Genomic DNA, 24,288 nt, shown 5'->3' on the forward strand with positions numbered 1-24,288 from the left:
TTCCAGTGGAAGGCGCCGGCCGCCGTCGTCGTTGTGGGCCGATCGGCCCGGCCCGACCGCGAGCGCTGGGTGCCGGTGCAGGCCATGGGTCACGCCCCCCGGACCATCTTTTGCACTATCTGTAATTAAGTGCAAAAATACACTCTATGGGAAACAGTGCAACTAATGCGGGCGGCCACCGCGAGCGCAAACGGGCCGCAACCCGGGCGGCCATCACCGCCGTCGCCCGTTCCCTCACCGCCGAACGCGGCCTCAACGGCTACACCGTGGAGGAAGTCTGCGAGCGCGCCGGCATCTCCCGCCGGACCTTCTTCAACTACTTCCCGGCGAAGGAAGATGCGATCCTCGGCCACGTCGACGACGACTTCCCCGAAGAAGTCGTGGCGCGGTTCATGGCGGGCGGTGCGGGCTCACCGCCCGGCGAAATATCGGCTTCCCTGCTCGCCGACCTCGTCCGTCTCTCCCTCGACCTGGCCGAACGGATGAGCGGCTCCGAAGAGGAGACGCGCCAGCTGATCGGGGTGATCAAGAAAGAGCCCCAGTTGATGCTCCGGATCATCGGCGCCTCAGAGGAACGCGAGGCCGAGTTCGCCCTCCTGCTCGCGGCCAGGGAAGGCGTTACCGCCGACCATCCCGTGGTCCGCATGGCCGTGGTGGTCCTGGGAAACATCGCCAGGAGGACCAGCGCCGACTACTTCTCCGAAGGCAACACCCGGCCGTACAAGGACATGTTGATCGAAAACATCTCCGCCGCCCGCGCGCTGTTCTCCCTCCCGTTCGACCCGTCCCACTTCGACCTGTCCCCAACGGACGCCGTCCCCTCCGACGGCGTTCTCTCCGACAGCGTCCCCTCCAATACCGTCCAGCCCATCTCCTCCGAAGGAGCGCAATGAGCGCCGCCGTCAGCACCAAACCAGCAGCCGAGCCGCTGCTGCTGACCCAGAAACGCATCTGGATCATCTTCTCCGCCCTCATCGCGGGCATGCTCCTCTCCAGCCTCGACCAGACCATCGTTTCCACTGCCATGCCCACGATCGTCGGCAAACTCGGCGGCGTGGAACACCAGGCCTGGATCACCACTGCCTACCTGCTGGCCACCACCATCGTCATGCCGATTTACGGAAAGTTCGGCGACATCCTGGGGCGCCGGAACCTGTTCCTGGTCGCCATCGGACTCTTCACCCTCGCGTCCGTCGGCTGCGCCCTCGCCACGGACTTCTGGGGCTTCGTGATCTTCCGCGCCATCCAGGGCCTGGGCGGCGGCGGCCTGATGATCCTGTCCCAGGCCATCATCGCCGACATCGTTCCGGCCAAGGAACGCGGCAAGTACATGGGTCCGCTGGGCGCCATCTTCGGCCTCTCCGCCGTCGCCGGACCCCTGCTGGGCGGCTTCTTCGTGGACCACCTGACCTGGGAATGGGCCTTCTACATCAACATCCCGATCGGCATCGCCGCGTTCACCATTGCCTGGTTCACCCTGACGCTGCCGAACAAGAAGGCCGAGAAGCGCATCGACATCCTCGGTGTGCTGCTGCTCTCCGCCGCCACCACCTGCCTGATTTTCTTCACCGACTTCGGCGGCAAGAAGGACGAGGGCTGGGATTCGCCGCTGACGTGGGCCTTCGGCGCCGGTCTGGTGCTCGCCGCTGCCGCCTTCGTCCTGGTGGAGCGCCGGGCCGAGGACCCCATCATTCCGCTGAGCCTGTTCAAGAACCGCATCTTCGTGAACTCCACGGCCATCGGCTTCACCCTGGGCCTGGGCATGTTCGCCGCGATCGCGTTCGTCCCGACGTTCCTGCAGATGTCCTCCGGAACTTCCGCCGCGGAATCCGGCCTGCTGATGCTCCCCATGATGGTGGGGCTCATGGGGATGGCCATCTTCTCCGGCATCCGGATCTCCAAGACCGGCAAGTACAAGATGTTCCCGGTCCTCGGGGCCACCCTGACCATTGCGGCAATGCTGTGGCTGACCACGCTCACGGCCGCCACCCCCATTTGGGTCATCTGCGTGCAGCTGTTCATCTTCGGCGCCGGACTTGGCTCGATCATGCAGGTGATTGTCCTGGTGGTGCAGAACTCGGTGCCGGCGGACCAGATCGGGACGGCGACGAGCACCAACAACTACTTCCGTGAGGTTGGCGCGTCCCTCGGCGTCGCCGTGTTCGGCTCCATCTTCACTACCCGGCTCGCCGAATCCCTCACCAACGCCTTCACCGGCGCCGGGGCATCCGCCGAGCAGGCGTCGCAGTCCACTAGGACCATGGACCCGCAGATGCTCAGCCAGCTCCCGGCACAGCTCAAGGACGCGATCGTCAACGCCTACGCGGATTCACTCGCCCCGGTCTTCTGGTACCTGTTGCCGTTCCTGGGCATCGCCCTGATCCTGGCACTGACCCTCAAGCAGATTCCGCTCTCGGACACCGCTGGAATGGTGGCCCGCGGCGAAGCGGTAGGCGGCGAGGAGGCCGAGCGGCTCGAGGCGGAACGGGCGGCGGCCCGCAACGCCGCCGACGGCGCGGACAGCAATGACGGGGAACCCAGTAGGGACGAGCCCGGCACCGACAACCCCGGGACCGAAGGCCACACGCACGGCGAGGAACTCACCCGTCTGCGGGGCTGATCGTCCGTAGTTGGCGTCTGCCGACAGTCAATGCCTGCAGGGGCGCCGCAGTCTTGGGGGTTGCGGCGCCCCTGCTGCGTTCCCGGCCGGTCAGCGCCGGTCAGCAGGCGGGCGTCCGGTCAGCAGGCGGGGCCCGGTCAGCGACGGTAGTGGACCTCGCCGGCGGGGTCGGTGGCCTGCCGGATCATCTCCAGATGCCCGGGCATAAGGTCTGGGATGTCCTCCGGATGGAACCATCCGACGTCGAGGGATTCATCGTCATTGACCCGGGCCTCTCCCGAGACAAAGCGGCAGCGGAACACCAATGTCAGGAAGTGGCAGACGTCGCCGTTGGGATAGCGGGTGGGACCCACGGCGTCCACCGAAACCAGCCGCTGCGCCTCGGCCACGACGCCGGTCTCTTCGAAGATCTCCCGCAGCAGCCCGGGAGCGGGGTCCTCGCCCGGTTCCAGGATCCCGGTAATCAGGCCCCATTGTCCGTTGTCGGCCCGCTGGCCGAGCAGGACCCTGCCGGCGTCGTCGAACACCACTCCCCGGACGCCGGGCAGCCAGAGGGGTTCGTGTCCGATCTTCTCGCGCAGTCTCAGGATGAAATCCGGGGTGGCCATGCGTCAGCCTAACCGGCCGGAATCAACAGCATGGCGGCCGCCGTGCCGGCCAGCATGAACGGTCCGAAGGGAATGGCCGACTGGAGCGTGCCGCGGCGTGCGGCGAGCATTCCGACACTCCACAGGCCGCCCAGGACGAACGCAGCCAGGGTCCCGGCCAGAACGTGCTCCCAGCCGAGAAACCCCAGGTACATCCCCAGGACACCGGCAAGCTTTACGTCGCCGAACCCCATTCCCGGCGGATACACCGCGTGCAGCAGGAAATAGAACAGCCAGAGTGCCGCCCCGCCGGCGAGGACACGCAGCCCCGGGACTCCGAACGCCCCGGCATCCGCCGTGCCGGCCATGTCCTGCCCGCCGGGAAGAAGCAGGCTGGCGGCCGCACCCAGCAGGAGAACTCCGGCGATCGCATACGAGGGAAACACAATCCGGTCCGGCAGCAGGTGGTGCCGGACATCAATGACGGTGAGCCGGACGGCCATCACGGCGAAATAGGCGCACGCGGCCAGGGCGAGCCAGAAGGCCAAAGGGTTGGCGGCGCCCAGGGTGCCGAGTCGTTCGATCACTCTCGGATGCTACTGGATATTCGTCGGGCCCGGCGGTCCCCGCGCGTAAACTGTGGATATGGCCGCATGGGACAGTAGGGACCGGAACGGAGCGGCCGCGCCCCGCGGCCCGGGGGACCAGGCGTCGGCCTTCCGGGACCTCTGCCGGTCCTCGCCCTGGAAGTGGCAGTCGCTGAGGTTCGAGTACCTCGACCGGCCCCTCGCGGCTTCGGCGGGCTCCCTGACGGCCGTGCCCTCTCCCGACGACCTCGTCAGGGGGTGGCTGCGCAGGCCCGGTGCCCTGCGGCTGGAGACCGCCGGCGGCCTCGTGATCGGCAGCACCACCGGCATCAATGATTCACGCGGCGGTCAATATGTCAGTTCCACGCGGAAGACCTGGCTCCTGCCGCCGCATCTGGTCACCCCGGTATACGACGACGACGGGCTGGTCCGCCGCCGCCCGGAGGCGGCCTACGGCGAGCCGTCGTTCGGCAACGGCCGCTTCGCCGCCGTCCTGGACCCCGTGGAGCTAGCGGGGAACTCACCCGTTCCGTTGGAGTTCCCCAATTCGAACGCTGTGGAGCTTGGGCCTATCACTGAGGTTGACCACGAGGGCCGGCCCGCCCTGGAAACCACGGTCAGCCCGAACCTTTCATACCGCCCCGCCGATCCCGTGGCCCCGCTGTGCAGGCCAGGACACACGCTGCTGAGGATCGACTCCGGCACGGGCGTCTGCGTCGCGAGCCGCTGGCTGGACGGGCCGGGAGGCGGCAACGCGCAGGACGGCTACGGCCACTGGCTCAGGATCCTGGGCGTCGATGAATACATGCTCGATGACCTGTTCCTCGCCGAATCGATGAACCTCACCGACGTCCGACGCCACATCAGCTGGGACGTTCCCGCCGAGTAGCCAGCCTGTGACTGGCATCCGCGCGCCGGCACCGTTAGGCTTCCCCGATGACTGAACCCGCCGGCTATTGGCCCCCTTTCGGCCTGACCCTCACCACGCCGCACCTTGAGCTGCGCCCCATCCGTGACGAGGAGATCCCCGCCGCGGTTCAGGCAGCCCTGAGCGGCGTGCACGAGCCGGGCCGGAACCCGTTCAGCAACCCCTGGACCGAAGCCCCGGCCCACGAGCTCGGAACCAACATGGCCCAGTGGTACTGGCGGTGCCGCGGCACCATGAGCCCCGAGGACTGGACCCTCCTGCTCGGCATCTGGCACAACGGCGACTTCGTGGGCTGCCAGGACATCGCGGCCAAGAACTTCGCCACCCTCAAGACGGTCACCACGGGCTCCTGGCTCCGCCAGAGCGTCCAGGGCCGCGGCCTCGGCAAGGAGATGCGGGCCGCCGTCGCCCTCTACGCCTTCGACTGGCTCGGCGCGGAAGTGGCGGAATCCGAGGCGGCCGCCTGGAACCAGCAGTCCCTGGGCGTCTCACGCTCCCTCGGCTACGAGCTCAACGGCGTCACCCGCGCCGCCTGGGGCGGCAAGGCCCAGGACGTCCAAAACGTCCGCCTCACCCCAGCAACCTTCAAACGCCCCGACTGGAATCTGCAGGTAAAGGGCCACGACGCAACAGCAAAGTACCTGGGCATCGACGCATAGCAACAACGGCTCCGCAGCGGTGCTACGGCGCCCCGCCATCCCATAGACACCGCCCCTTCGCTGTGTGCCGTGGTTGGGTTTGCGGTGCTGCGGCGTCCCGCCATCCCATAGACACCGCCCCTTCGCTGTGTGCCGTGGTTGGGTTTGCGGTGCTGCGGCGCCCCGCCGTCGCTTAGACACCTCCCGCCGCTACGCTGCGGTCGCTGGGCGACCTTCGCTTCGCTTTGGTCGGCGATGCGCTCCTTAGCGGAACACCGCAACCCCGCGAAGGTGGGAGGCTCACCAAGCCGGGATGCTCCCCATTCGAAAAGTAGACTGCCGCACTCGCCGGGACGCGGTCTTTCGTAAAGGAGCGCATCGCGGCGCATCGGACCCCGGAGGTCGCCCAGCGACCGCAGCGGGTCCCCATGCGCCGTGTCTAAGCGACGGCGAAAGGCCGCGTCCCGGCGAACCCAACCACGGCACCGGCAACCACAGCACGTCAAATAAGGCACCCAACAACGGCGAAGGGCCGTGGTCCGGTAACCGGACCACGGCCCCAAGGGCGAGCCTAGATCTCCGCCCCCTCCAGCAGCTCCGTCACCAGGGCCGCGATCGGTGAGCGTTCCGAGCGGGTCAGCGTGACGTGGCCGAACAGCGGGTGCCCCTTCAGCGTCTCGACGACGGCAGCCACGCCGTCGTGCCGTCCGACCCGCAGGTTGTCCCGCTGGGCGACGTCGTGCGTGAGGACAATCTTCGAGTTCTGGCCGATCCGGCTCATCACCGTCAGCAGCACATTCTTCTCCAGCGACTGCGCCTCGTCGACGATCACGAAGGCGTCGTGCAGCGAGCGTCCGCGGATGTGCGTCAACGGCATGACTTCCAGCATGCCGCGGTCCATCACTTCCTCCACGACTTCCTGGCTGACCAGCGCGCCCAGGGTGTCAAAGACGGCCTGCGCCCACGGGTTCATCTTTTCCGCCTCGGACCCGGGCAGGTAGCCCAGTTCCTGGCCGCCCACCGCGTAGAGGGGACGGAACACGATCACCTTGCGGTGTTCCCGGCGCTCCAGCACGGCCTCCAGGCCTGCACACAGTGCCAGCGCGGACTTGCCCGTTCCGGCCCGGCCGCCCAGGGACACGATGCCGACCGACGGGTCCATCAGGAGGTCGATGGCCAGCCGCTGCTCGGCCGAGCGTCCGTGGAGTCCGAAGACGTCGCGGTCCCCCTTGACGAGCCGCACCTGCTTGTCCGCCCCTACCCGTCCGAGGGCCGAGCCCCGGCTGGAAAGCAGCACCAGCCCGGTGTTCGTGGGCATCTCGGCCGCGGCCGGGATGAAGACCGGCTCGTGCCCGTACAGGGTCGCGACCTGGTCCTCGCCCGCGTCGAGCTCGGCCACGCCGGTCCAGCCGGAGTCCTTGACGAGTTCATTGCGGTATTCGTCGGCCAGCAGCCCCATGGCCGAGGCTTTGACGCGCATCGGCAGGTCCTTGGACACCACAGTGACGTCGCGGCCCTCGTTGGCCAGGTTCTTGGCCACGGCCAGGATGCGGCTGTCGTTGTCCGCCCCGCGGAAGCCGGCGGGCAGCAGCTCGGTGGAGATGTGGTTCAGCTCCACCATGAGCGTGCCGCCGTCGTGGCCTAGCGGGATGGGGCGGTCCAGGCCGCCGTGCTCGAGCCGCAGGTCATCCAGCAGCCGAAGGGCCTTGCGCGCAAAGTAACCCAGTTCCGGGTCGTGGCGTTTTCCTTCGAGCTCGGTGATGACGACGATTGGCAGGATGACTTCGTGCTCGGCGAAACGCAGGAGGGCCCGCGGATCGGAGAGCAGCACGGAGGTATCGATCACGAAACTGCGGGCCGTGCCCCGATTCCCTGTTCCTTCCCCGGAAACAGCAAGACCGGCCGCAGCATCTTTACGTGCCGCACCGGTCTTTGAGGTGGCTCGCTTGGCGCGAGAGGTAGCTTTCTGTCCCTGATCTCCCTGTTCGGAAATAACGTCGGGCAGTTGCTCAGAAATAGCCACATCGACTCCAGCCCCGGGGCAAATGCCCGGATTTGTTATTGGTGAGGCGGCTCGGCCTGGAGGCCGGACGCGGCCTCCCATACACCCGGTGCGAAAATCCGCTCCATGTACTGGCCTCCCCGATCGGCCGGCGAATTGCCCGCCGATGGGATAAACGTACGTCTCCGGGGCCGGGTTTGTCCGATAATTTTTCGGCGATTCTTGTTGCCGTCTCGTGAACTCCGTGTGAACGGCTCAGGCGCCGAAGCGGCGCTGCCTGCCGGCGTAATCGCGCAGGGCCCGCAGGAAGTCGACCTTGCGGAACGCCGGCCACAAAGCCTCGCAGAAGTAGAACTCACTGTACGCGCTTTGCCACATGAGGAACCCGGACAGCCGCTGCTCTCCGGAGGTCCGGATCACCAATTCCGGGTCCGGCTGGCCGCGGGTGTAGAGAAACCGGGAGATGTCGTCCACGGTGAGGTCATCGGCGAGTTTGCCGATGTCCGCTCCGCGGCCGACGGCGTCGTGCAGCAGTTCCCGGACGGCGTCGACAATCTCCCGCCGTCCGCCGTAGCCGACGGCGACATTGACGTGCAGCTTTTCCTGCGCGGGCGTGCGCGCCGTGAGATTGTTCAGGCGCTCGGCGAGGTAGTCTGGCAGCAGTTCGGGGGCGCCCATGGCGTGCACCGAGATGTTGGCGTCCTCGTCCAGCCGGTCCAGGGTGTTCGCGATGATCCCCATCAGGAGGTCCAGTTCCTCACCGGAGCGGTTCATGTTGTCCGTGGAGAGCATGTACAAGGTGACTACCTTGACGCCGAGTTCCTGGCACCAGCCGAGGAATTCGTGGATCTTGTCCGCGCCGGCCTGGTGTCCCTGGCTGGTGGGGGCGTTGAACTGGCGGGCCCAGCGCCGGTTGCCGTCGACCATGACGCCGACGTGCCGGGGGATGCGTTCCGGATCGAGGGAACGCTGCAGCTTGCGCTCATAAAAGCCGTAAAGGAACCCGGGCATTTCCATCCGGAGTTTCACCTGGCTTCCTTGAGGTCCTTGTTCAGTGCACATCCTAGGGTACCCGCCGGAGGCCCCTGCCGCGCGCAGCTTCGCCTGTGAACGGGCCCGGAACTCTTGTTACCCATCAGTAACTTACTAGTGCGTAAGATATTATTGCGGCATGGATAGCAACAGTTTGGAGCCGCGGCCGGAGCCTTCGGCGCAGCGGGGAACCCCGGTGGACGACGCCGCGGTGAAGCTGGCCGAGCTGCTGATGATCAAGCCCAAATGGCGCGGCTGGATCCACACCGTGACGGCCCCATTGGCGCTGGCCGCCGGGCTGGTGCTCGTTATTCTGGCCCCGCCGGACCTGAAGGTCGCCTGCGCGGTCTATGCCATCACCGGCGTGCTGCTGTTCGGCGTCAGCGCCGTCTATCACCGCGGGAACTGGTCACCGCGGGTCAAGATGGTCCTGAAGCGGTTGGACCACACGAACATCATGCTGGTGATCGCCGGAAGCTACACACCGCTTGCCTGGGCCCTGCTGGACCGTCAGCAGGCCGAACTGCTGCTGTGGGTCATCTGGTCAGGCGCCATCCTCGGTGTGCTGTTCCGCCTGCTGTGGACCAACGCCCCGCGGTGGCTCTACGTGCCGATCTACATCGCTCTGGGCTGCGGGTCGCTGTTCTACCTCCCGGAGTTCTTCGCGGCCAACGCCGCCTCGGCGGTGCTGATCTGCGTGGGCGGCGTCCTGTACATCACCGGGGCCGTCTTCTACGCCCTGAAGAAACCCAACTTCAGCTACAAGCACTTCGGCTTCCACGAGCTGTTCCATGCCCTGACGGTCTTTGCCTTCGCCGCGCACTACATCGCCATTGCCATCGCGGTCCTGAGCTGACCCTGCCTGCCTGCCTGCCTGCCGCGGATTCTCCCCACCTTTGAGGCAGCGACGGCGGGAATCACCGGCGCCTTTGCCCGACACTCCGGACACCGGCGTCAAAGGTGGGGAAATTCCGACGGCGGGACGGCGGGGGGCAGTCTGGCCTCAGGCGGGCAGTCCCGCCGCGATGAGCCCGGGCAGCTGCCGCATGTCGGAGAAGACTGTTGTCCCGGGGCCCGCCAACCGTTCGGCCGGCGTGACGCCTCCGGCGTAGGCGAAGACGTGCATTCCGGCGGCCCGGGCGGCCTGGACGCCGTAGGCACTGTCTTCGACGACGGCGCACCGCTGCGGCGCGGTGTCCAGGCTCGCGGCGGCGTGAAGGAACAGGTCGGGTGCGGGTTTGCCGTTGGCGACCTCCGTGGCGCTGTAGATACGGCCCTGGAAGCGGTGCAGCAGGCCGGTCTTGCCCAAGGTCCGGCGCATTTTTTCGTGGCTGCCGCTGGAGGCGACACAGTGTGGCAGGGTCAGCCGGTCCAGGGCTTCCTCGATGCCGTCGACCGCTTCGAGCTCGCGCTCAAACGCGTCCCGGTACCAGCGTCCGTAATCCCGGTCCCAGCCCTCGGCCAGCCGCACACCGAGCTGCTGTTCGACGGCGGCGACAAAGTGCGCCTCGGACTTCCCGACAAACCGTTCGACAATTTCGTCGAGCTCCAGTTCCCAGCCAAGATCGGCCAGCACCCGCTGGTCCACCCGGATGGAGATCACCTCGGAATCGTAGCCAGCCGCTCGCGGACTCCTTCGACGGAACCCGCGGGCAGGTCGCAGACCATGCCGCGGCACAGGAACACCTGCGGGGCGCCGTCCGGGCCAGCGCCTCGGCCACGCAGCAGCGGCACTGGCGGGGCGGCGGCGTCGTCCTGGACCGCGACCACCAGTCCCGGGCTGGCCGAGAGCAGCAGCTCCCGGTGCAGCGCGGCCCGTTCTGGCGTGTCCGGGCCGGTGACGGCGGCCTCGACAGGGCCGGCGAGCGCGGCCTGGGCGGTCGCGAGCAGCCAGCCGGCCGCGCGGGGCGCCCGGGCCGCAAGCGCGGGCACCAGCAGGGAGAGGATGTTGGCCGCCAGGGTGCGGTGTTCGGACGAGCCGGAGAGCGCTGCGTGGGTCACCAGGGCGCCGGCCAACGCGGCGGCACCGCTGGGGGTGGCGCCGTCGAACGGGTCCATGCCGTCCCGGCCGCCCTGGGCGGCCGTGACCTGGGTGGACTCCCCCGCCGCGTCCTTCAGGATTCCGTCGGCCGCGAACCGCGTGCCGGCGGCGTCCAGCATAGCTTCGGCCAGGTCATACCAGCGGGTGTGGCCGGTGACCCCGTAGAGAGCGAACAGCCCCTCGGCACACAGGGCGTAGTCCTCCAGCAGGCCGCCGATTCCGCGCGCCACGCCGTCGTGGGAGACGCGCGTGAGCCGGCCGGGCCCGCCCGCCGCGGGGCGCCAGTGCACGCGCTCGAGATAGGCCGCGATCCGTTCCGCGGCGTCCACGAGCTCCGGCCGCGCCAGGACGGCCCCGGCGTCGGCGAGCGCCGCGACGGCCAGCCCGTTCCAGCCGGCCACCACTTTGTCATCCCGGCCCGGCTGGGCCCGCCCGCTGCGCGCCTGCTCCAGCAGCGGACGCACCCGCTGCCACAGGGCGGCGTCTTCACCGGTGATCTCCCGGCCCGGATGCAGCGGCGAACCGCCGGCCTCCACGCTCCCGGGCGTGCGGACGTTCATGAGGTCCGCCACGGAGGCGCCGTCAGCCCAGCCCAGGAGCGCCTCCAGCCCGGCGGGGGTCCACAGGTACGTGGCCCCCTCGGCGTGCACGCCGTCGACCACCGTATCCGCGTCAAGGGACGACGCCAGGGCCACGACTTCCACGTCTGCGGCGGGGTCTGTCGACCGGCCTGTCGCCGGATTCGACCCAACCCCGAGCCGGGCCAGGAGCCAGTCGGCGGTGCGCCCGGCGGTCACTGCGGCCTCGTCCGCCGGATATTCCGGGGTGCCGCCCAGCCGGACCCAGTGGACATAGGCGCGCAGCAGCTGGGCGTTGTCGTAGAGCATTTTCTCGAAGTGCGGAACGGACCAGTCACCGGTCACCGAATAGCGGGCGAAGCCGCCGTCGAGCTGGTCGAACAACGCCGAGCGGGACATTGCCGCGAGGGCGCGGCCCGCCATGTCCCGGGCCGCGGCGGCGGTGTCGGCCGCGGTGTCCCAGGCGGCGGTGTCCGGTGCCAGGGTGTCGGGAGTGTCCGGGGCGCTGGGAGCCGGCCGTCCGGCCGCCGCGTGCCGGATCAGGAACTCGAGCACGGCCGAGGGCGGGAACTTCGGCGCGCCGCCGAAGCCGCCGTGGGCCGGGTCCTCGGCGCCGGACAGTGCGGCAACGGCTTCGCCCAGGAGCGCCGCGTCCAGGGGTTCGGGCGGCCCGTCGAGGCGGACGGCGGCGGCGGGCTGGGACGCAGCGATGCCGCGCGCCAGGGTGGCGGCGTTGGCTTCGACGCCGCCGCGGCGTTCGGCCCAGGCCTCGCTCACGGCCTCAAGGACCTGGCGGAAGGACGGACGGCCGGGCATGGGCCGGGGCGGGAAGTAGGTGCCGGCGTGGAAGGCGCGGCCGTCGGGCAGGAGGAAGACGGACATCGGCCAGCCGCCCTCGCCGCTGATGGCCTGGGTGGCGGCCATGTAGACGGCGTCGACGTCGGGGCGCTCTTCCCGGTCCACCTTGACGGAGACAAAGTGGGCGTTCAGGTAGTCGGCGGTGTCCTGGTCCTCGAAGGATTCATGGGCCATGACGTGGCACCAGTGGCAGGCCGCGTAGCCGATCGAGAGGAACACCGGCACGTCCCGGGCGGCCGCCGCGGCGAAGGCCGGGTCGCCGAACGGCTGCCAGTGCACGGGGTTTCCGGCGTGCTGGCGCAGGTAGGCCGAGGGTTCCGCCGCGAGGGCGTTCGAGGCCCCGGACAGCCTGTTGGGGGAACCGCCGTCAGCGGCTTCCGGGTCCCGCATCGCCGTTGACCTCCGGCCGGGAAACCCCGCCGTCCGCGGGCAAGGCGCTGCCGTCCGCGGAGAGCGCGGCCCCGGGGATTCCCGCGTCCTCGGCGTCGGCACGCTCGGCTTCCACCTGGGCGCGGTAGCGGACCCGGCGGATGCGCCGCACCATGTCCACGATCAGCAGCGCGGTCAGCACCACGATGAAGGCTGTCAGCAGGAAGCCCAGCAGACCCGGGCTGACCTGGTCCTCGGACAGGCCCGGCCGCAGCGACGGCGTGGGGGTCGGCGCCGGTGTTGTGGCCAGGGCGATGAGCAAGGAATGCACGTGAAAAACCTTCTGTGGAAACTGGTGTCTTTTCTACGGTGTCCATTCTGCAGTGTCCCGCAGCGTCTTTTCTACACCGGATAGAAGAGCCCTTTCGTCTCTATCTTAGCCCGGCAAAGACGTCCGTTTCGGGCAGGTCCGTCGGGATCCGGGACTCGATCAGGGAGTAGTCCTCCCAGGGCCAGACCTTGCGCTGCATGGCCGCGGATACCGCGAAGAAGAATCCCTCCGGGTCCACCTGGGTGCGGTGGGATCGGAGCGCATCATCCCGGGCTTCAAAGAAGTCTCCGCACTCGATCTGGGTGGTGGTGGGGTGCGTCGGCGGCGGCGGGGTGTGCCCCTCGGCGTCGGATTCCAGCCAGGCGGCCAGGCGCTCGGCGTACGGTGACTGCAGGCCTGCTTCCTCCAGCGCGGAGTGCAGGGCACGGAAGCGGTCCGGGCTGAACGCGCGGTCGTAGTAGAGCTTGCTGGGCTCCCAGGGTTCCCCGTTGCCCTGGTACCGGGCGGGATCGCCGGCGGCCGCGAAGGCTTCGACGGCCACCCGGTGGGCCATGATGTGGTCCGGGTGCGGATAGCCGCCGTTCTCGTCATAGCTGAGGATCACGTGGGGTTTGAAGTCCCGGACCAGCCGGACCAGGGGCGCGGCCGCACGTTCCAGCGGCTGCAGGGCGAAGCACCCGGCCGGGAGGTCCGGCAGGGGGTCGCCCTCCGGCAGCCCGGAATCGACGAATCCGAGCCAGCGCTGCCGGATCCCGAGGACCTTGGCCGCGGCGTCCATCTCGAGCCGCCGCGCCCCCGCCATGTCGCGCTTGGGGTGCGGCTCCGCCTCCATCGCGGGATTCTGGATGTCGCCGCGGGAACCGTCGGTGCAGGTGGCCACCAGGACGTCCACTCCAGAGGCTGCGTACATCGCCATGGTGGCGGCACCCTTGCTGGATTCGTCGTCGGGATGAGCATGGACCGCCAGCAGGCGAAGCGGTGCTGACGGGCTGGGGGATGCAGTCATCGTGGGACGGCTCCTCTTTCTGCTGTTCTGCTCTGTTGGGGTGCGGCGTGATCTGTGCGCTCGGCCGCCGCGGAAACTTACCGGTCCGATCCACACTAAACTGGACTGGTGACTTCCGAGGATCAGCCTGCCGCGCCGGCACCTACCAGCCTAGCCAATCGTTACGGTGGCCAAAAGCGCGCGCTGACGCGCAAGGGCAAACGCAACATCCTGATCGCCGCACTTGCCGTGGGCATCGCCTTCCTGGCATGGGTGTCGACGTCGGCGGCCACCAACAGCGTCAGCTTCAAGGACGTCGGCTACAGCACCCCTGACGCGACGGTGACGGAAATCGACTTCCAGGTCACCAAGGATCCCGCCGCGGACGCGAAATGCGCGGTGAAGGCGATGGATTCCAAGTTCGCGATTGTCGGCTGGAAAGTCGTGGACATCGGGCCGAACGCGTCCGACGCCGGCACGGACGGCGGACGCACCACCGCCCACCGCACCCGGCTGCACACGGAATCCCAGGCGGTCTCCGCCGTCGTGGACAGCTGCTGGATTCCTGCCACGGGACAATAGCCCGCGGCACCCACCGGACAGCAGCCGCGCCCAGGCAACAGCGAACCAACACCGAACAGGCCGGCCGGCCGGCAACACGGTGTGATCCACGCCGCAGCCCTCTTTGGTTTATCCACAGGATTGACTACAATGGATCAATACCTTTCCCCCGCTGAGCTGGTTACTGCGTCATAAAAGTGGCCACCGTGGCGGGGTCTTTTCTTGTATGACCACCAAAGGAGAAGTCCGTGTCTACCACCAACAGCGCAACTGCGGCTTGGCTTACCCAGGAAGCTTTTGACCGCCTGAAGGCAGAGCTGGACCACCTTTCCGGCCCCGGCCGGGCAGAAATCGTCCAGAAGATCGAAGCCGCGCGCCAGGAGGGCGACCTCAAGGAAAACGGCGGCTACCACGCGGCCAAGGAGGAGCAGGGCAAGATCGAGGCCCGCATCCGCCAGCTCACCGCACTTCTCCGGGACGCCCACGTCGGCGAGTCCCCGGCCGACGACGGCATTGTGGAGCCCGGCATGCTCGTCGTGGCCAAGATCGCAGGCGACGAGGAAACCTTCCTGCTCGGCTCCCGCGAGATCGCCGGCGACTCGGACCTGGATGTCTTCAGCGAGAAGTCCCCCCTCGGCGCCGCAATCGTCGGCCACAAGGAGGGCGACAAGCTCAGCTACACCGCCCCGAACGGCAAGGACATCACGGTGGAGATCATCTCCGCCAAGCCGTACGCCGGCTGACACTTCCGTCACGGAACACATTCACGAAACACGACGCCGGTCTCCCCTTTGCGGGGAGGCCGGCGTCGTGTTTTTGCGTCTGATGGCCGTTGCGGCTTGGCGGGTCGGCTTGGCGGGCCGGCTTGGCGGGCGTGGCCGCCAGCCGGTCTTCCCGGTGGGTCAGTGTCCGGAGGTCAGCGCCCCGGGGCGCCGGGTGCTCAGCAGCAGCGCGGCTGCGACGCCGCCGATCGCCCCGCCCAGGTGCGCCTGCCACGAGACGAAACTGGCCACGGTGGGCAGCACGCCGAACAGGATGCCGCCGTAGGCCATGAACAGCACCACGGAGAGGACGATCTGCCACCAGTTCCGGTTGATGAAGCCACGGACCAGGAGGAACGCGAAAAGCCCGAACACCAGGCCGGACGCGCCGACTGTGACGCTGGCGCCGCCGATGAGCCACACCACCAGCCCGGATGCCAGCCAACTGGCGGCCAGGGCGGTGATGAAGACCCGGCGTCCGGAGAGGAACACCAGGAACCCGAAGATGATCAGCGGGAGCGTGTTGGACATCAGGTGGGCGAGGCTGGAGTGCAGCAGCGGAAAGGTCAGGATGTCCAGAATCCCGTCCAGGCTGCGCGGCCGCAGCCCGAAGGTGCGGTTCAGGGAATGGAACATGGCGGTGTTGACGATCTCGATCAGGTAGAGCAGCACCACGAAGGAACCCACCACCAGCAGTCCCCGGCGGGCCCGTACGGCCGTGCTGTCCCCCACCGGCTGCGGTTCGCCTCGGGACGCCTCCGTCACCATGGCCCCTAGTGCACCACGATCGGCTGGAAACCCTCGGCGCGCAGTGCCGCAAGGACCTGGCTGCAGTGCTCGTGGCCCTTGGTTTCCAGGTTGACGGTGATGGAGACGTCGCCCATGCTGATGGAGCCGCCCACCCGGGTGTGGTCCAGGCCGGTGACATTGGCGTCGTTTTCGGCGATGATCCGGGCGATCGTGGCCAGCGAGCCCGGACGGTCATCGAGCATCATCCGCACGGTCATGTAGCGGCCAGCGGCGGAGAGGCCGCGCTGGATCACCTTGAGCATCAGCATGGGGTCGATGTTGCCGCCGGAGAGGACCACCGCCACGGTTCCGGGGTTCTCGATCTTGCCTTCCATGAGCGCGGCGACGCCGACGGCTCCGGCCGGTTCCACCACCATCTTGGCGCGCTCCAGAAGGAAGATCAGCGCCCTGGCCAGGGCGTCTTCGCTGACGGTGACGACGTCGTCGACCAGTTCGCGGATGATGCTGAACGGCAGCTGGCCGGGCCGGCCGACGGCGATGCCGTCCGCCATGGTGGACACTTTTTTCAGCGGGACGAGGGCGTCCGCGGCGAGCGAGGGCGGGTAGGCGGCAGCGTTCTCGGCCTGGACGCCGATGATGCGGATGTTACGGCCCAGTTCCTTGGCGCGCGCCTTCACGGCCACGGCAACGCCTGCCAGGAGGCCGCCGCCGCCGACGCCCATGAGGATGGTGTCGACGTCCGGGACCTGCTCCAGGATTTCCAGCCCCACGGTCCCCTGGCCGGCGACGACGTCGACGTCGTCGAAGGGGTGGACGAAGACGGCGCCGCTTTCGTCGGCGTACCGCTTGGCTTCGGCCAGCGCCTCGTCGACGTTGTGGCCGTGCAGCACCACCTCGGCGCCGTGGCTGCGGGTGGCCGCAAGCTTGGGCAGGGCGACGCCGAGCGGCATGTAGATCCGGGCCTTGATGCCGAGGCTCTTGGCTGCGACGGCCACGCCCTGGGCGTGGTTTCCTGCGGAGGCCGCCACCACGCCGCGCTTCTTTTCGGCGTCGGAGAGCTTGGCCATCCGGACGTAGGCGCCGCGGACCTTGAAGGAGCCGGCGCGCTGCAGGTTTTCGCATTTGAGGAAGACCTCGCCGCCCACCGTGCTGCCGAGGGCCCGCGAGGATTCCACGGGCGTCCGCGTAATAATCCCGTCGAGCAGCTTCTGCGCCTCCAGGACAGCGTCCAGCGTGACGGGCAGGCTCTCAAGGGTATTCACGAACTGTTCTCCTTCTTCGGATCAGGCGTCGGTGCCCCGTCCGGCATCGCTGCCCGGAGCACCGCTGGTGGGTGCGGCGCCCTCGCGGCCGGGGGTTCCGCCCGGCAGGTGGGCGTCTGTGAAGGTGGTGTCGGCGCCGGGTTCGAGGGCAGGGCTGCCCTCTGGCCCCGCGGTTGCCAGCACTTCCTCATGTTCCCACGTTCTGCCGGCAATGTAGCGAATCGACGAGTTTGCTACGGCGAGGATCGGCACGGAGAACAGTGCGCCGGGGATCCCGGCAAGGTAGGAGCCCGCCGCGACGGACAGGATTACGGCCACCGGATGGAGGGACACGGCCTTGCCCATGACGAGCGGCTGCAGGATGTGGCTTTCGAGCTGCTGGACGCCGAGCACGATCGCCAGCATGATCAGGGCGTTGACGGGCCCGTTGGCGACCAGGGCCAGCAGCACCGCGATGGCGCCCGTGACCAGCGCACCGACCACCGGGATGAAGGAACCCAGGAAGACCAGCACGCCCAGCGGCAGCGCGAGCGGCACGCCAATGATGGCGGCGCCGACGCCGATTCCCACGGCGTCCACGAACGCGACGAACATCTGGATGCGCGCGTAGCTGACCATGGAGGCCCAGCCGCGCCGGCCGGCGCCGTCCGTGGCCCGGCGCGCCTTCCGGGGCATGAGCCTGACGAGGAAGGCCCAGATCCTGTCCCCCTCGAGCAGGAAGAAGATCAGCACGAACAGCGCCAGGACCAGGCCGGCCGCGAAGTGCCCGGCGGTGCTCCCGAACGTCAGGGCCCCGCTGAGGATGCTGCTGCTGTTGTTCTGCAGCGCGGCGGTGGCGTCCTGGACGTACTTGTCGATCTGTGCGGCGGTCAGGTGGAGCGGGCCTTCCGACAGCCAGGTCTGGACCTGCTGCACGCCCTCGAGCGCCTGGGACCACAGCTCGCCGAAGCCCTGCGTGAGCTGGCGCCCGACCAGGGTCAGGGCACCGACGATGATGCCGATGAAGCCGAGCACGGTGATGGCGACGGCGAGCCCCTTGGGCACTCTGCGGTTGGCCATCCAGCGCACGGCGGGGCTGAGCAGTCCTGAGAGGAGCGCGGCCACCATGACCGGGATGATGAGGAAGCTGACGTGGCTGAGCAGCCAGACCAGGCCGCCGGCCACAAGCAGGATGAGTCCGGCGCGCCACGCCCAGGCGGCGGCGATCCGGACGCCGTAGGGAATGTCCTGGTCAATCTCGCTGTCCGTCTTCACCCGGCCCGCGGCACGTGCACCGGTCCCCGCAACGGAATAGGAGGGGCTTGTGGCGGGTGCGGCGTCCTCAGCTGGCGTCATAGCCCCATAATTCCGCAGCGGGCGGTTAATAGGAAACCAGCAACCGGCAACCGGCAACCGGCAACCAGGAACCAGGAACCAGGAACCACCAACCAGCAACCAGCCGCGGACCGCGGGCTCAGAGCCGTCGGCGTCAGCCCGCGGTGGCCGTCAGCGAGGCGGAGATGCCCCAGGTCATGGAGAACTGCTCCCCCGGCGCGAGCCAGCGCAGTCCCTCGCCGCTGTTGAAGGCGTTGGCGGGCCCGGTCATCGGCTCGATCGCGACCGCCTTCGACCGGCCCGGAAATTCCGTCGTCACGAAAACATGGACGTAGCCGCAGCCCTCGTCCTGCCACAGGCTCACCGTGCGCCCGTCCGGTGAGCGCAGCGTGTGCCGGGCGACGCCGCCGTCGAAAGCCAGGTCCGTGTAGGCCGAATCAAGGTCCAGGGTCCCCACCAGCCGGCCGCCGCGCAGGTCGAACTCGCCGCCCACCGGCTCGGTGCTCCGCGGGATGAGGCGGTCATCGGCAACCAGCCGGGTCCGGGCGTCCACGCTCACCGTGAGTTCCTCGCTGGGCACATCGCCCAGCCGCAGGTACGGGTGGGCGCCGAGCACGAAGGGGGCAGGGTCCTGGGAGTCGTTGATGAGGGTTTGGCGCACCACCAGCCCCAGGTCCTCCGCCAGTTCGTAGCGGACCCGGTGCCGCAGCAGGAACGGGTAGCCGTGCTGCGGGAATACGGCCGCTTCCAAGGTGACGGAGAACTGGTCCTCGTCCACGAGTTCGTAGGAGGAGTTCCGCAGCAGCCCGTGGCTGGCGTTGTTGCGGGAGACCTCGGTGATGTCCAGCTGCATCTTCTTGCCGTTGAGGTACCAGACACCGTCCTCCACGCGGTTGGCCCACGGTGCCAGCGTGATCCCGGTGGCACCGGCGGAAATGTCGGCGTCGCCGTAGGTCTCCGTCAGGGCCGTGCCGCCGCGGCTGTAGAGCCGCAGGCCGGCGGCGAGTTCGGTCACGACGGCCAGGGCGTCGCCGCGCCGGATTTCGTACTGCCGCCCGGACGCATACCGCCGCATGGTTTCATTCACGCCGTCGTCGGGGCCGGCTGCCGGAGGTGTCACTGAGAAGTCCATGGTGACCACCGTACAGAGGAGCCCGGCAACCCGTATACCTTGGTTCCATGACTTCCAGCAGCGCAGGAGCCAGGCCATGAATCCGTCCTTGGACAGCAGCGGGCTCGCCGCCCGGTTTGAGTCGGTCTTCGGCGTCCGGCCCGACGGCGTGTGGCGGGCACCGGGACGCGTCAACCTCATTGGCGAGCACACGGACTACAACGAGGGCTTCGTGCTGCCGTTCGCAATCGACCGCTCAGCCCGGGTGGCGGTCAGGGTCCGGCCGGATTCCACCGTGCGCATGCTCTCCACGTTTGGGAACCAGGGGCTGACCGCGGCGGACACCGGCTCCCTGGCCCGTGCCAGCGCCCGGGGCTGGACAAAGTACCCGCTGGGGGTCATCTGGGCCCTGCAGCAGCTGGGCCTCCCGGTTCCCGGAGTGGACCTGCTTCTGGATTCCGATGTTCCCCGCGGCGCTGGCCTGTCCTCCTCCCACGCCATCGAATGCGCCGTGATTTCCGCATTGAACGAGCTCATGGCCGCCGGCCTCTCCGCGCAGGACATGGTCCTGGCCACGCAGCGCGCGGAGAACGACTTCGTCGGCGCGCCCACCGGCATCATGGACCAGTCCGCCTCGCTCCGGGCTGCGGCCGGGCATGCCGTTTTCCTGGACTGCCGGGACCAGAGCGTCCGGCTGGTGCCGTTCGACGCCGACGCCGCGGGGCTGGTGCTGCTGGTCATCGACACCCGGGTGTCGCATTCGCACGCCGACGGCGGGTACGCGGCCCGGCGGGAATCGTGTGAGCTCGCCGCCGAGGTGCTCGGCGTGGCGGCCCTGCGCGACATCGGGTTGGAGGACCTTGAGGAGGCCAGCGGGCTCCTGGACCCGGAGACGTTCCGCCGCGCCCGCCACGTGGTCACCGAGAACGACCGCGTGCTGCAGACGGTGGAGCTGCTGGACACCCTTGGCCCGGCCGCCATCGGCCCCCTGCTGGACGCTTCCCACGCCTCCATGCGGGATGACTTCGAGATCTCCTGCGCCGAACTGGACCTCGCCGTCGACACGGCCCGCGGCGCGGGTGCGATCGGCGCCCGCATGACCGGCGGCGGCTTCGGCGGCTCAGCCATCGCGCTCACCCCGGCGGCCTCAGCCCGGCAGGTGTGTTCCGCCGTCGAACAGGCCTTTGCCCGGGCCGGGTACGCGGCGCCGGAGATCTTCAGCGTCAGCCCCGCCGCAGGGGCCATGCGGCTGGCATAGCCGGGGCGTAGTCTGGGCGCATGCCAGAAGCCGTCATCGTTTCCACCGCCAGGAGCCCTATCGGGCGGGCGTTCAAGGGGTCGTTGAAGGACGAACGGCCGGACGATCTGGCCGCCGCCATGGTCACGGCGGCCCTCGCCAGGATCCCGGCGTTCGACGCCGCCGCCGGGCCGGGCCGCGGCCTGGACGACATCTATCTGGGGTGCGCCGAGCCCAGCGGCGAGGCCGGCTCCAACATGGCCCGCGTGGTCAGCATCCTGGCCGGGCTGGACGACGTTCCTGCCGCCACCATCAACCGGTTCTGCGCCTCGAGCCTGCAGACGCTCCGGATGGCCTTCCACGCCATCAAGGCCGGCGAAGGGCACGCGTTCGTCTCCGCCGGCGTGGAGGCAGTCTCCCGCTACCGGGACTGGGCCGGGGCGGGCGAGACGGACGCCAGCACCCACAATCCGCGGTTCGAAGCTGCCCGGAAGCGCACCGAGGCCAGGGCCGCCTCCAACACGCCGTGGACCGACCCGCGCCTGGGCGGCCGGATGCCCGACGTCTACATCGCCATGGGCCAGACGGCGGAGAACGTCGCCACGAGCTACGGCATCAGCCGCGCCGAGCAGGACGCCTGGGCCGTGCTCAGCCAGAACCGGGCCGAGGCGGCCATCGCCTCCGGGTTCTACGCCCGCGAAATCACGCCCTACACCCGCGCCGACGGTTCCGTGGTGGACCGCGACGATTCACCGCGGCCCGGCGTGACCGCCGAAGCCGTCGGCGCCCTGCAGCCGGTCTTCCGCAGCGGCGGTACCGTGACAGCCGGGAACGCGTGTCCGCTCAATGACGGGGCCGCCGCCGTCGTGGTCATGAGCGACGTCCGGGCCCACGAGCTGGGCCTGGAGCCCCTGGCCCGGATCATTTCCACCGGGGTCAGCGCCCTGTCCCCGGAGTTGATGGGCATGGGCCCGGTGGAAGCGACCCGCCGGGCGCTCACGCTCGCCGGGCTGAGTATCCGGGACATCGACCTCGTCGAACTCAACGAGGCGTTCGCGGTCCAGGTGGTGGCCAGTGCCCGGGAGCTCGGCATCGATCCGGAGAAGCTCAACATCCACGGCGGCGCCATCGCCCTCGGCCACCCCTTCGGCATGACCGGCACACGCATGACCACCACATTGCTCAACGGGCTCCGCGCCAGGGACGCCTCCCTGGGCCTGGCCACCCTGTGCGTCGGCGGCGGCCAGGGCATGGCGGTGGTGCTGGAGCGGCTCGGCTGATCGAGTTGCCGCTGGAGGCGTGCATTTGGAATGCGTGTCACGGGCAGCAGCTGCCGCAAACGCGAGGAGCCCCGCCATTTGGCGGGGCTCCTCGCTGTTTACAGGCGTTTGCGAACGACGGCGGTCAGTCGTCGCCGCGGAGGATGGCCAGCAGCCGGATGATTTCGACGTAGAGCCAGACCAGTGTGACTGTCAGGCCGAAGGCGGCGGTCCAGGAGAAGCGCTGCGGGGCACCGGCATTGATGGCAGCCTCGATGCTGGTGAAGTCCATGATCAGGGAGAAAGCGGCCAGGCCGATCGCCAGGATGCCGATGAAGACACCGAGCGGGATGCCCATGATCGTCATGCTGGTGCTCAGGCCGAACGGGGTGGTCACTGCCCCGGTCATCATCATGAACATGTTGACCAGCGCGAACACCGCATAGCCGATCAGGGCGATCATGAAGAACCGCATGAGTTTGGGCGTGGCCCGGACCTTGCCGCTCTTGAACAGCACCAGCGTCACGGCGAAGACGGACAGTGTTCCGACGACGGCCTGGATGCCGACGCCCGGGTACAGGTTGTCGAGGATGCGGGTCAGGCCGCCGAGGAAGAACCCTTCGAGCAGGGCGTAGGCCAGGATCAGTCCGGGCGAGGGCTGCTTCTTGAACGTGTTCACCATGGCGAGGGCGAAGCCGCCGAGGGCGCCGAGGATCATCAGCAGGGATCCGGTGCCCTGCGGGACGGCGAGCGCCACAGCGGCGCCGACAACCAGGATGCCGAGGCACCCGGCAGTCTTGACGATGACGTCGTCGTAAGTCATCCGGCCGATGTCAGCCGGACCGGCCGCCGGGCGGTTGTAGAGGTCCTGGAGCTGGTCCTGGGTCATGCCCTGCTGCGCGGAGCTCCACGCGCCCTGGGCACCCGCGGCCTGGCCGTAGGCGTTCTGGCCGTAGTTCTGTCCGTACGGGGCCTGCGGGGCAGGCGGGGCCTGGGTGGCTTCGCGGAAATTCTTTCCGCTGAAGATCGGGTTTCCGCCAGTTGCCATTGCGGGTGTCCTCCAAGATTTAGGGGTGGGTGATGAACCGGTGCGAAGCGGACTATAGAAAGGGGTTCTATATAGTCACGCTACCAATTCCCACGGCCGACAGGGAGGGATAGTTCCCCGCCCGGGCCGCCGCAACCGAACCGTGACCTAAGTCAGCGGAGCCTGCGGCGCCCGCTGCGCACCGCTGCGGTGCCCGCTGCCAGCATGGTTGCCTGTCCGTCGCCCCGGAAGTCGTCGAACCGTTTCGACGGGTCCACCTTCGGCACCGGAAGCGGTCCGGGAACCGGCGCCGGGGTTCCCGTGCTGCTGTTGACGATGACGTCGTCGATGTAGATGTCGCCCATTTGCTGATCGTGTTCGGAGCCCAGCTGGAGCGTGTCGACCGTGGCGGCGGAAATACTGACCGTGCCCGCATAGACGGAACGGCCGTCCCACCAGATCTGGACGGTGGTCCCGGGACCGTTGGGGACCACGTGCATGACCAGCCGGTGCCAGGAGTCGGTGGGGACGTCCTGCCTCAGCGTGGTGTAGGCGAATCCTGCCGGGGACGAAGTCCTGAGCACCAGCTCATGGGAGATGTTCTGACGGAACACATCCATGACGCGGACGCCACGGGAAAAGAACCGGAAATACGGAACATTGTTGCCCTCCACTCCCTCAGCGGCGATGTTGAACCAGCCGTCCGCATACGCCTCGGTCGCCCCGGCCGCCAGGCCTACGGTCAGCCTTGCCAGGGAGCCGGGGGCAGCGGTGGTATGCAGGAGCGCAGCGCAGTTTCCTGAGTGCGAGGGACCCGGGGACGCCGAGGCATTCCCCGTCCCGGAGGTGGAGACGCCGAACCCGTCCAGGGTGCCCGTCTCGAAGTTGGAGGCTGCGGCCATGATCCCCGGGTAGGGGTCCGTGACCGGCGACGTCGAGGGGACGCAGGCCTGCGCGCCGGCGGTCTCGGGGCCGAGACTTAGCGCCGGGATACCCAGGATCGCCAGCACAAGCGATCCCGCGAGGCACAGCTTCACCGCCCGGTTCATCAGTCGGCCCTCCACGATCGGCCCCCTGCCAAGGGCGCCGGCCCGGGTTTTGGAGTTCCGGGGCTGGCGCTCTTCGCACCATAACGCCGGGGTACTTGGAAAAAGCTTGAAGACCCCGGTCCCGCACACCGGGCCGGACCCGTCTGGAAGGCGGCGCGAGCCCCGGGCCGGCCACTCGAAACGGGGGCCCGATCGGGCACTGTTTAGGCATACTCTGAATCAACAAAAGTTTTCTTTAGCTGGACTACATCGAGGTGCTGCCGCCACTACACGGTTGTTACCCGATCGCGACGTTCTGCCTGCTCGCAGCGGCATTCTTTGGCCCGCCCGGGCTGTAGCATAGGCCACACAGGGTGACGGACATCACAACAAATGATCGCACTGCAAGGCCCTCGTCCCCT

At 68.4% G+C, this 24,288-nt stretch carries 23 protein-coding genes; 9 read left to right on the top strand and 14 right to left on the bottom strand.

The window, feature by feature from the left end:
• Window positions 1-146: 146 nt before the first annotated feature.
• Window positions 147-893, top strand: a complete 747-nt coding sequence (locus AC1DEY_RS09210) for a TetR/AcrR family transcriptional regulator (RefSeq protein WP_476867675.1) — start codon at window positions 147-149, stop codon at window positions 891-893.
• Window positions 890-2,620, top strand: a complete 1,731-nt coding sequence (locus AC1DEY_RS09215; RefSeq protein ID WP_476867676.1) for an MDR family MFS transporter — start codon at window positions 890-892, stop codon at window positions 2,618-2,620. The genes AC1DEY_RS09210 and AC1DEY_RS09215 overlap by 4 nt, the downstream gene beginning before the upstream one ends.
• Before the next feature lie 137 nt (window positions 2,621-2,757).
• Here the strand turns inward: AC1DEY_RS09215 and AC1DEY_RS09220 are convergent, their stop codons facing one another.
• A complete protein-coding gene (locus tag AC1DEY_RS09220) occupies window positions 2,758-3,228 on the bottom strand; it encodes an NUDIX hydrolase (RefSeq protein WP_476867677.1) in 471 nt (156 codons plus the stop codon).
• An 8-nt stretch (window positions 3,229-3,236) separates the two neighbouring features.
• Window positions 3,237-3,794 carry a prepilin peptidase gene (locus AC1DEY_RS09225; RefSeq protein WP_476867678.1) on the bottom strand — a complete coding sequence of 186 codons (558 nt, stop codon included), beginning with the start codon at window positions 3,792-3,794 and terminating at the stop codon, window positions 3,237-3,239.
• A 58-nt stretch (window positions 3,795-3,852) separates the two neighbouring features.
• Here AC1DEY_RS09225 and AC1DEY_RS09230 point away from each other — a divergent pair, with 58 nt between their 5' ends.
• The gene (locus AC1DEY_RS09230; RefSeq protein ID WP_476867679.1) at window positions 3,853-4,683 is read left to right on the top strand and encodes a hypothetical protein; all 831 of its coding nucleotides are present in this window, start codon (window positions 3,853-3,855) and stop codon (window positions 4,681-4,683) included.
• Window positions 4,684-4,730: 47 nt separating this feature from the next.
• Window positions 4,731-5,381 (top strand): GNAT family N-acetyltransferase, encoded by a 651-nt coding sequence (locus tag AC1DEY_RS09235; protein WP_476867680.1) that lies wholly within the window; start codon window positions 4,731-4,733, stop codon window positions 5,379-5,381.
• A 550-nt stretch (window positions 5,382-5,931) separates the two neighbouring features.
• On the opposite strand, the gene AC1DEY_RS09240 is transcribed toward AC1DEY_RS09235, so the two are convergent.
• Both AC1DEY_RS09240 and AC1DEY_RS09245 read right to left on the bottom strand, forming a co-directional pair.
• Window positions 5,932-7,383 (bottom strand): PhoH family protein, encoded by a 1,452-nt coding sequence (locus tag AC1DEY_RS09240; RefSeq protein WP_476867681.1) that lies wholly within the window; start codon window positions 7,381-7,383, stop codon window positions 5,932-5,934.
• Between the two features lie 234 nt (window positions 7,384-7,617).
• Window positions 7,618-8,379: an isoprenyl transferase gene (locus tag AC1DEY_RS09245; RefSeq protein WP_476867711.1), complete on the bottom strand. Its 762-nt coding sequence runs from the start codon at window positions 8,377-8,379 to the stop codon at window positions 7,618-7,620.
• Window positions 8,380-8,533: 154 nt separating this feature from the next.
• Between AC1DEY_RS09245 and trhA the strand changes: the two genes are divergently transcribed.
• Complete coding sequence (gene trhA / locus AC1DEY_RS09250) at window positions 8,534-9,250, top strand: PAQR family membrane homeostasis protein TrhA (RefSeq protein ID WP_476867682.1); 717 nt, start codon at window positions 8,534-8,536, stop codon at window positions 9,248-9,250.
• A gap of 147 nt (window positions 9,251-9,397) precedes the next feature.
• Here trhA and AC1DEY_RS09255 read toward each other — a convergent pair whose 3' ends face one another.
• The 4 genes from AC1DEY_RS09255 to mca all read right to left on the bottom strand — a co-directional run bounded on the left by AC1DEY_RS09255 (window position 9,398) and on the right by mca (window position 13,577).
• A complete protein-coding gene (locus AC1DEY_RS09255) occupies window positions 9,398-9,997 on the bottom strand; it encodes an HAD family hydrolase (protein WP_476867683.1) in 600 nt (199 codons plus the stop codon).
• Window positions 9,994-12,261, bottom strand: a complete 2,268-nt coding sequence (locus AC1DEY_RS09260) for a thioredoxin domain-containing protein (RefSeq protein ID WP_476867684.1) — start codon at window positions 12,259-12,261, stop codon at window positions 9,994-9,996. Before AC1DEY_RS09260 ends, AC1DEY_RS09255 begins: the two co-directional genes overlap by 4 nt.
• Window positions 12,239-12,571 carry a hypothetical protein gene (locus tag AC1DEY_RS09265; RefSeq protein WP_476867685.1) on the bottom strand — a complete coding sequence of 111 codons (333 nt, stop codon included), beginning with the start codon at window positions 12,569-12,571 and terminating at the stop codon, window positions 12,239-12,241. Before AC1DEY_RS09265 ends, AC1DEY_RS09260 begins: the two co-directional genes overlap by 23 nt.
• 100 nt (window positions 12,572-12,671) lie before the next feature.
• A complete protein-coding gene (gene mca / locus AC1DEY_RS09270; RefSeq protein WP_476867686.1) occupies window positions 12,672-13,577 on the bottom strand; it encodes a mycothiol conjugate amidase Mca in 906 nt (301 codons plus the stop codon).
• 108 nt (window positions 13,578-13,685) lie between these two features.
• On the opposite strand from mca, the gene AC1DEY_RS09275 reads away from it, so the two are divergent.
• On the top strand, window positions 13,686-14,138 hold the full coding sequence (locus tag AC1DEY_RS09275) for a DUF4307 domain-containing protein (protein WP_476867687.1): 453 nt from the start codon (window positions 13,686-13,688) through the stop codon (window positions 14,136-14,138).
• Between the two features lie 227 nt (window positions 14,139-14,365).
• Entirely contained in the window at window positions 14,366-14,860 is a 495-nt protein-coding gene (gene greA, locus AC1DEY_RS09280) for a transcription elongation factor GreA (protein ID WP_441410287.1), read from the top strand.
• A 159-nt stretch (window positions 14,861-15,019) separates the two neighbouring features.
• On the opposite strand, the gene AC1DEY_RS09285 is transcribed toward greA, so the two are convergent.
• The 4 genes from AC1DEY_RS09285 to AC1DEY_RS09300 form a co-directional block, all read right to left on the bottom strand.
• Window positions 15,020-15,646 carry a rhomboid family intramembrane serine protease gene (locus AC1DEY_RS09285; protein WP_476867688.1) on the bottom strand — a complete coding sequence of 209 codons (627 nt, stop codon included), beginning with the start codon at window positions 15,644-15,646 and terminating at the stop codon, window positions 15,020-15,022.
• A gap of 5 nt (window positions 15,647-15,651) precedes the next feature.
• A complete protein-coding gene (gene ilvA / locus AC1DEY_RS09290) occupies window positions 15,652-16,890 on the bottom strand; it encodes a threonine ammonia-lyase (protein WP_441410285.1) in 1,239 nt (412 codons plus the stop codon).
• A 21-nt stretch (window positions 16,891-16,911) separates the two neighbouring features.
• Window positions 16,912-18,225: an AI-2E family transporter gene (locus AC1DEY_RS09295; RefSeq protein WP_476867689.1), complete on the bottom strand. Its 1,314-nt coding sequence runs from the start codon at window positions 18,223-18,225 to the stop codon at window positions 16,912-16,914.
• A 133-nt stretch (window positions 18,226-18,358) separates the two neighbouring features.
• Window positions 18,359-19,336 carry an aldose 1-epimerase family protein gene (locus AC1DEY_RS09300; RefSeq protein ID WP_476867690.1) on the bottom strand — a complete coding sequence of 326 codons (978 nt, stop codon included), beginning with the start codon at window positions 19,334-19,336 and terminating at the stop codon, window positions 18,359-18,361.
• Between the two features lie 76 nt (window positions 19,337-19,412).
• On the opposite strand from AC1DEY_RS09300, the gene galK reads away from it, so the two are divergent.
• Entirely contained in the window at window positions 19,413-20,573 is a 1,161-nt protein-coding gene (gene galK / locus AC1DEY_RS09305; RefSeq protein ID WP_476867691.1) for a galactokinase, read from the top strand.
• A gap of 20 nt (window positions 20,574-20,593) precedes the next feature.
• Window positions 20,594-21,832, top strand: a complete 1,239-nt coding sequence (locus AC1DEY_RS09310; RefSeq protein ID WP_476867692.1) for an acetyl-CoA C-acetyltransferase — start codon at window positions 20,594-20,596, stop codon at window positions 21,830-21,832.
• Window positions 21,833-21,956: 124 nt separating this feature from the next.
• Here the strand turns inward: AC1DEY_RS09310 and AC1DEY_RS09315 are convergent, their stop codons facing one another.
• Window positions 21,957-22,859, bottom strand: a complete 903-nt coding sequence (locus AC1DEY_RS09315; protein WP_441410280.1) for a Bax inhibitor-1/YccA family protein — start codon at window positions 22,857-22,859, stop codon at window positions 21,957-21,959.
• Between the two features lie 152 nt (window positions 22,860-23,011).
• A complete protein-coding gene (locus AC1DEY_RS09320) occupies window positions 23,012-23,902 on the bottom strand; it encodes a hypothetical protein (protein ID WP_476867693.1) in 891 nt (296 codons plus the stop codon).
• Window positions 23,903-24,288: the final 386 nt, after the last annotated feature.

The organism is Arthrobacter sp. 05T47 (assembly GCF_056395825.1).

What these genes read in the sequence shown, in the direction of transcription:
- AC1DEY_RS09210 (WP_476867675.1), top strand. Translation starts at nt 147, where the DNA reads ATGGGAAACAGTGCAACTAATGCGGGCGGCCACCGCGAGCGCAAACGG.
- galK (WP_476867691.1), top strand. Translation starts at nt 19,413, where the DNA reads ATGAATCCGTCCTTGGACAGCAGCGGGCTCGCCGCCCGGTTTGAGTCG.
- AC1DEY_RS09315 (WP_441410280.1), bottom strand. Translation starts at nt 22,859, where the DNA reads ATGGCAACTGGCGGAAACCCGATCTTCAGCGGAAAGAATTTCCGCGAA.
- AC1DEY_RS09310 (WP_476867692.1), top strand. Translation starts at nt 20,594, where the DNA reads ATGCCAGAAGCCGTCATCGTTTCCACCGCCAGGAGCCCTATCGGGCGG.
- mca (WP_476867686.1), bottom strand. Translation starts at nt 13,577, where the DNA reads ATGACTGCATCCCCCAGCCCGTCAGCACCGCTTCGCCTGCTGGCGGTC.
- AC1DEY_RS09220 (WP_476867677.1), bottom strand. Translation starts at nt 3,228, where the DNA reads ATGGCCACCCCGGATTTCATCCTGAGACTGCGCGAGAAGATCGGACAC.
- AC1DEY_RS09230 (WP_476867679.1), top strand. Translation starts at nt 3,853, where the DNA reads ATGGCCGCATGGGACAGTAGGGACCGGAACGGAGCGGCCGCGCCCCGC.
- AC1DEY_RS09300 (WP_476867690.1), bottom strand. Translation starts at nt 19,336, where the DNA reads ATGGACTTCTCAGTGACACCTCCGGCAGCCGGCCCCGACGACGGCGTG.
- trhA (WP_476867682.1), top strand. Translation starts at nt 8,534, where the DNA reads ATGGATAGCAACAGTTTGGAGCCGCGGCCGGAGCCTTCGGCGCAGCGG.
- AC1DEY_RS09235 (WP_476867680.1), top strand. Translation starts at nt 4,731, where the DNA reads ATGACTGAACCCGCCGGCTATTGGCCCCCTTTCGGCCTGACCCTCACC.
- AC1DEY_RS09285 (WP_476867688.1), bottom strand. Translation starts at nt 15,646, where the DNA reads ATGGTGACGGAGGCGTCCCGAGGCGAACCGCAGCCGGTGGGGGACAGC.
- AC1DEY_RS09245 (WP_476867711.1), bottom strand. Translation starts at nt 8,379, where the DNA reads ATGGAAATGCCCGGGTTCCTTTACGGCTTTTATGAGCGCAAGCTGCAG.
- AC1DEY_RS09215 (WP_476867676.1), top strand. Translation starts at nt 890, where the DNA reads ATGAGCGCCGCCGTCAGCACCAAACCAGCAGCCGAGCCGCTGCTGCTG.
- AC1DEY_RS09260 (WP_476867684.1), bottom strand. Translation starts at nt 12,261, where the DNA reads ATGCGGGACCCGGAAGCCGCTGACGGCGGTTCCCCCAACAGGCTGTCC.
- AC1DEY_RS09295 (WP_476867689.1), bottom strand. Translation starts at nt 18,225, where the DNA reads ATGACGCCAGCTGAGGACGCCGCACCCGCCACAAGCCCCTCCTATTCC.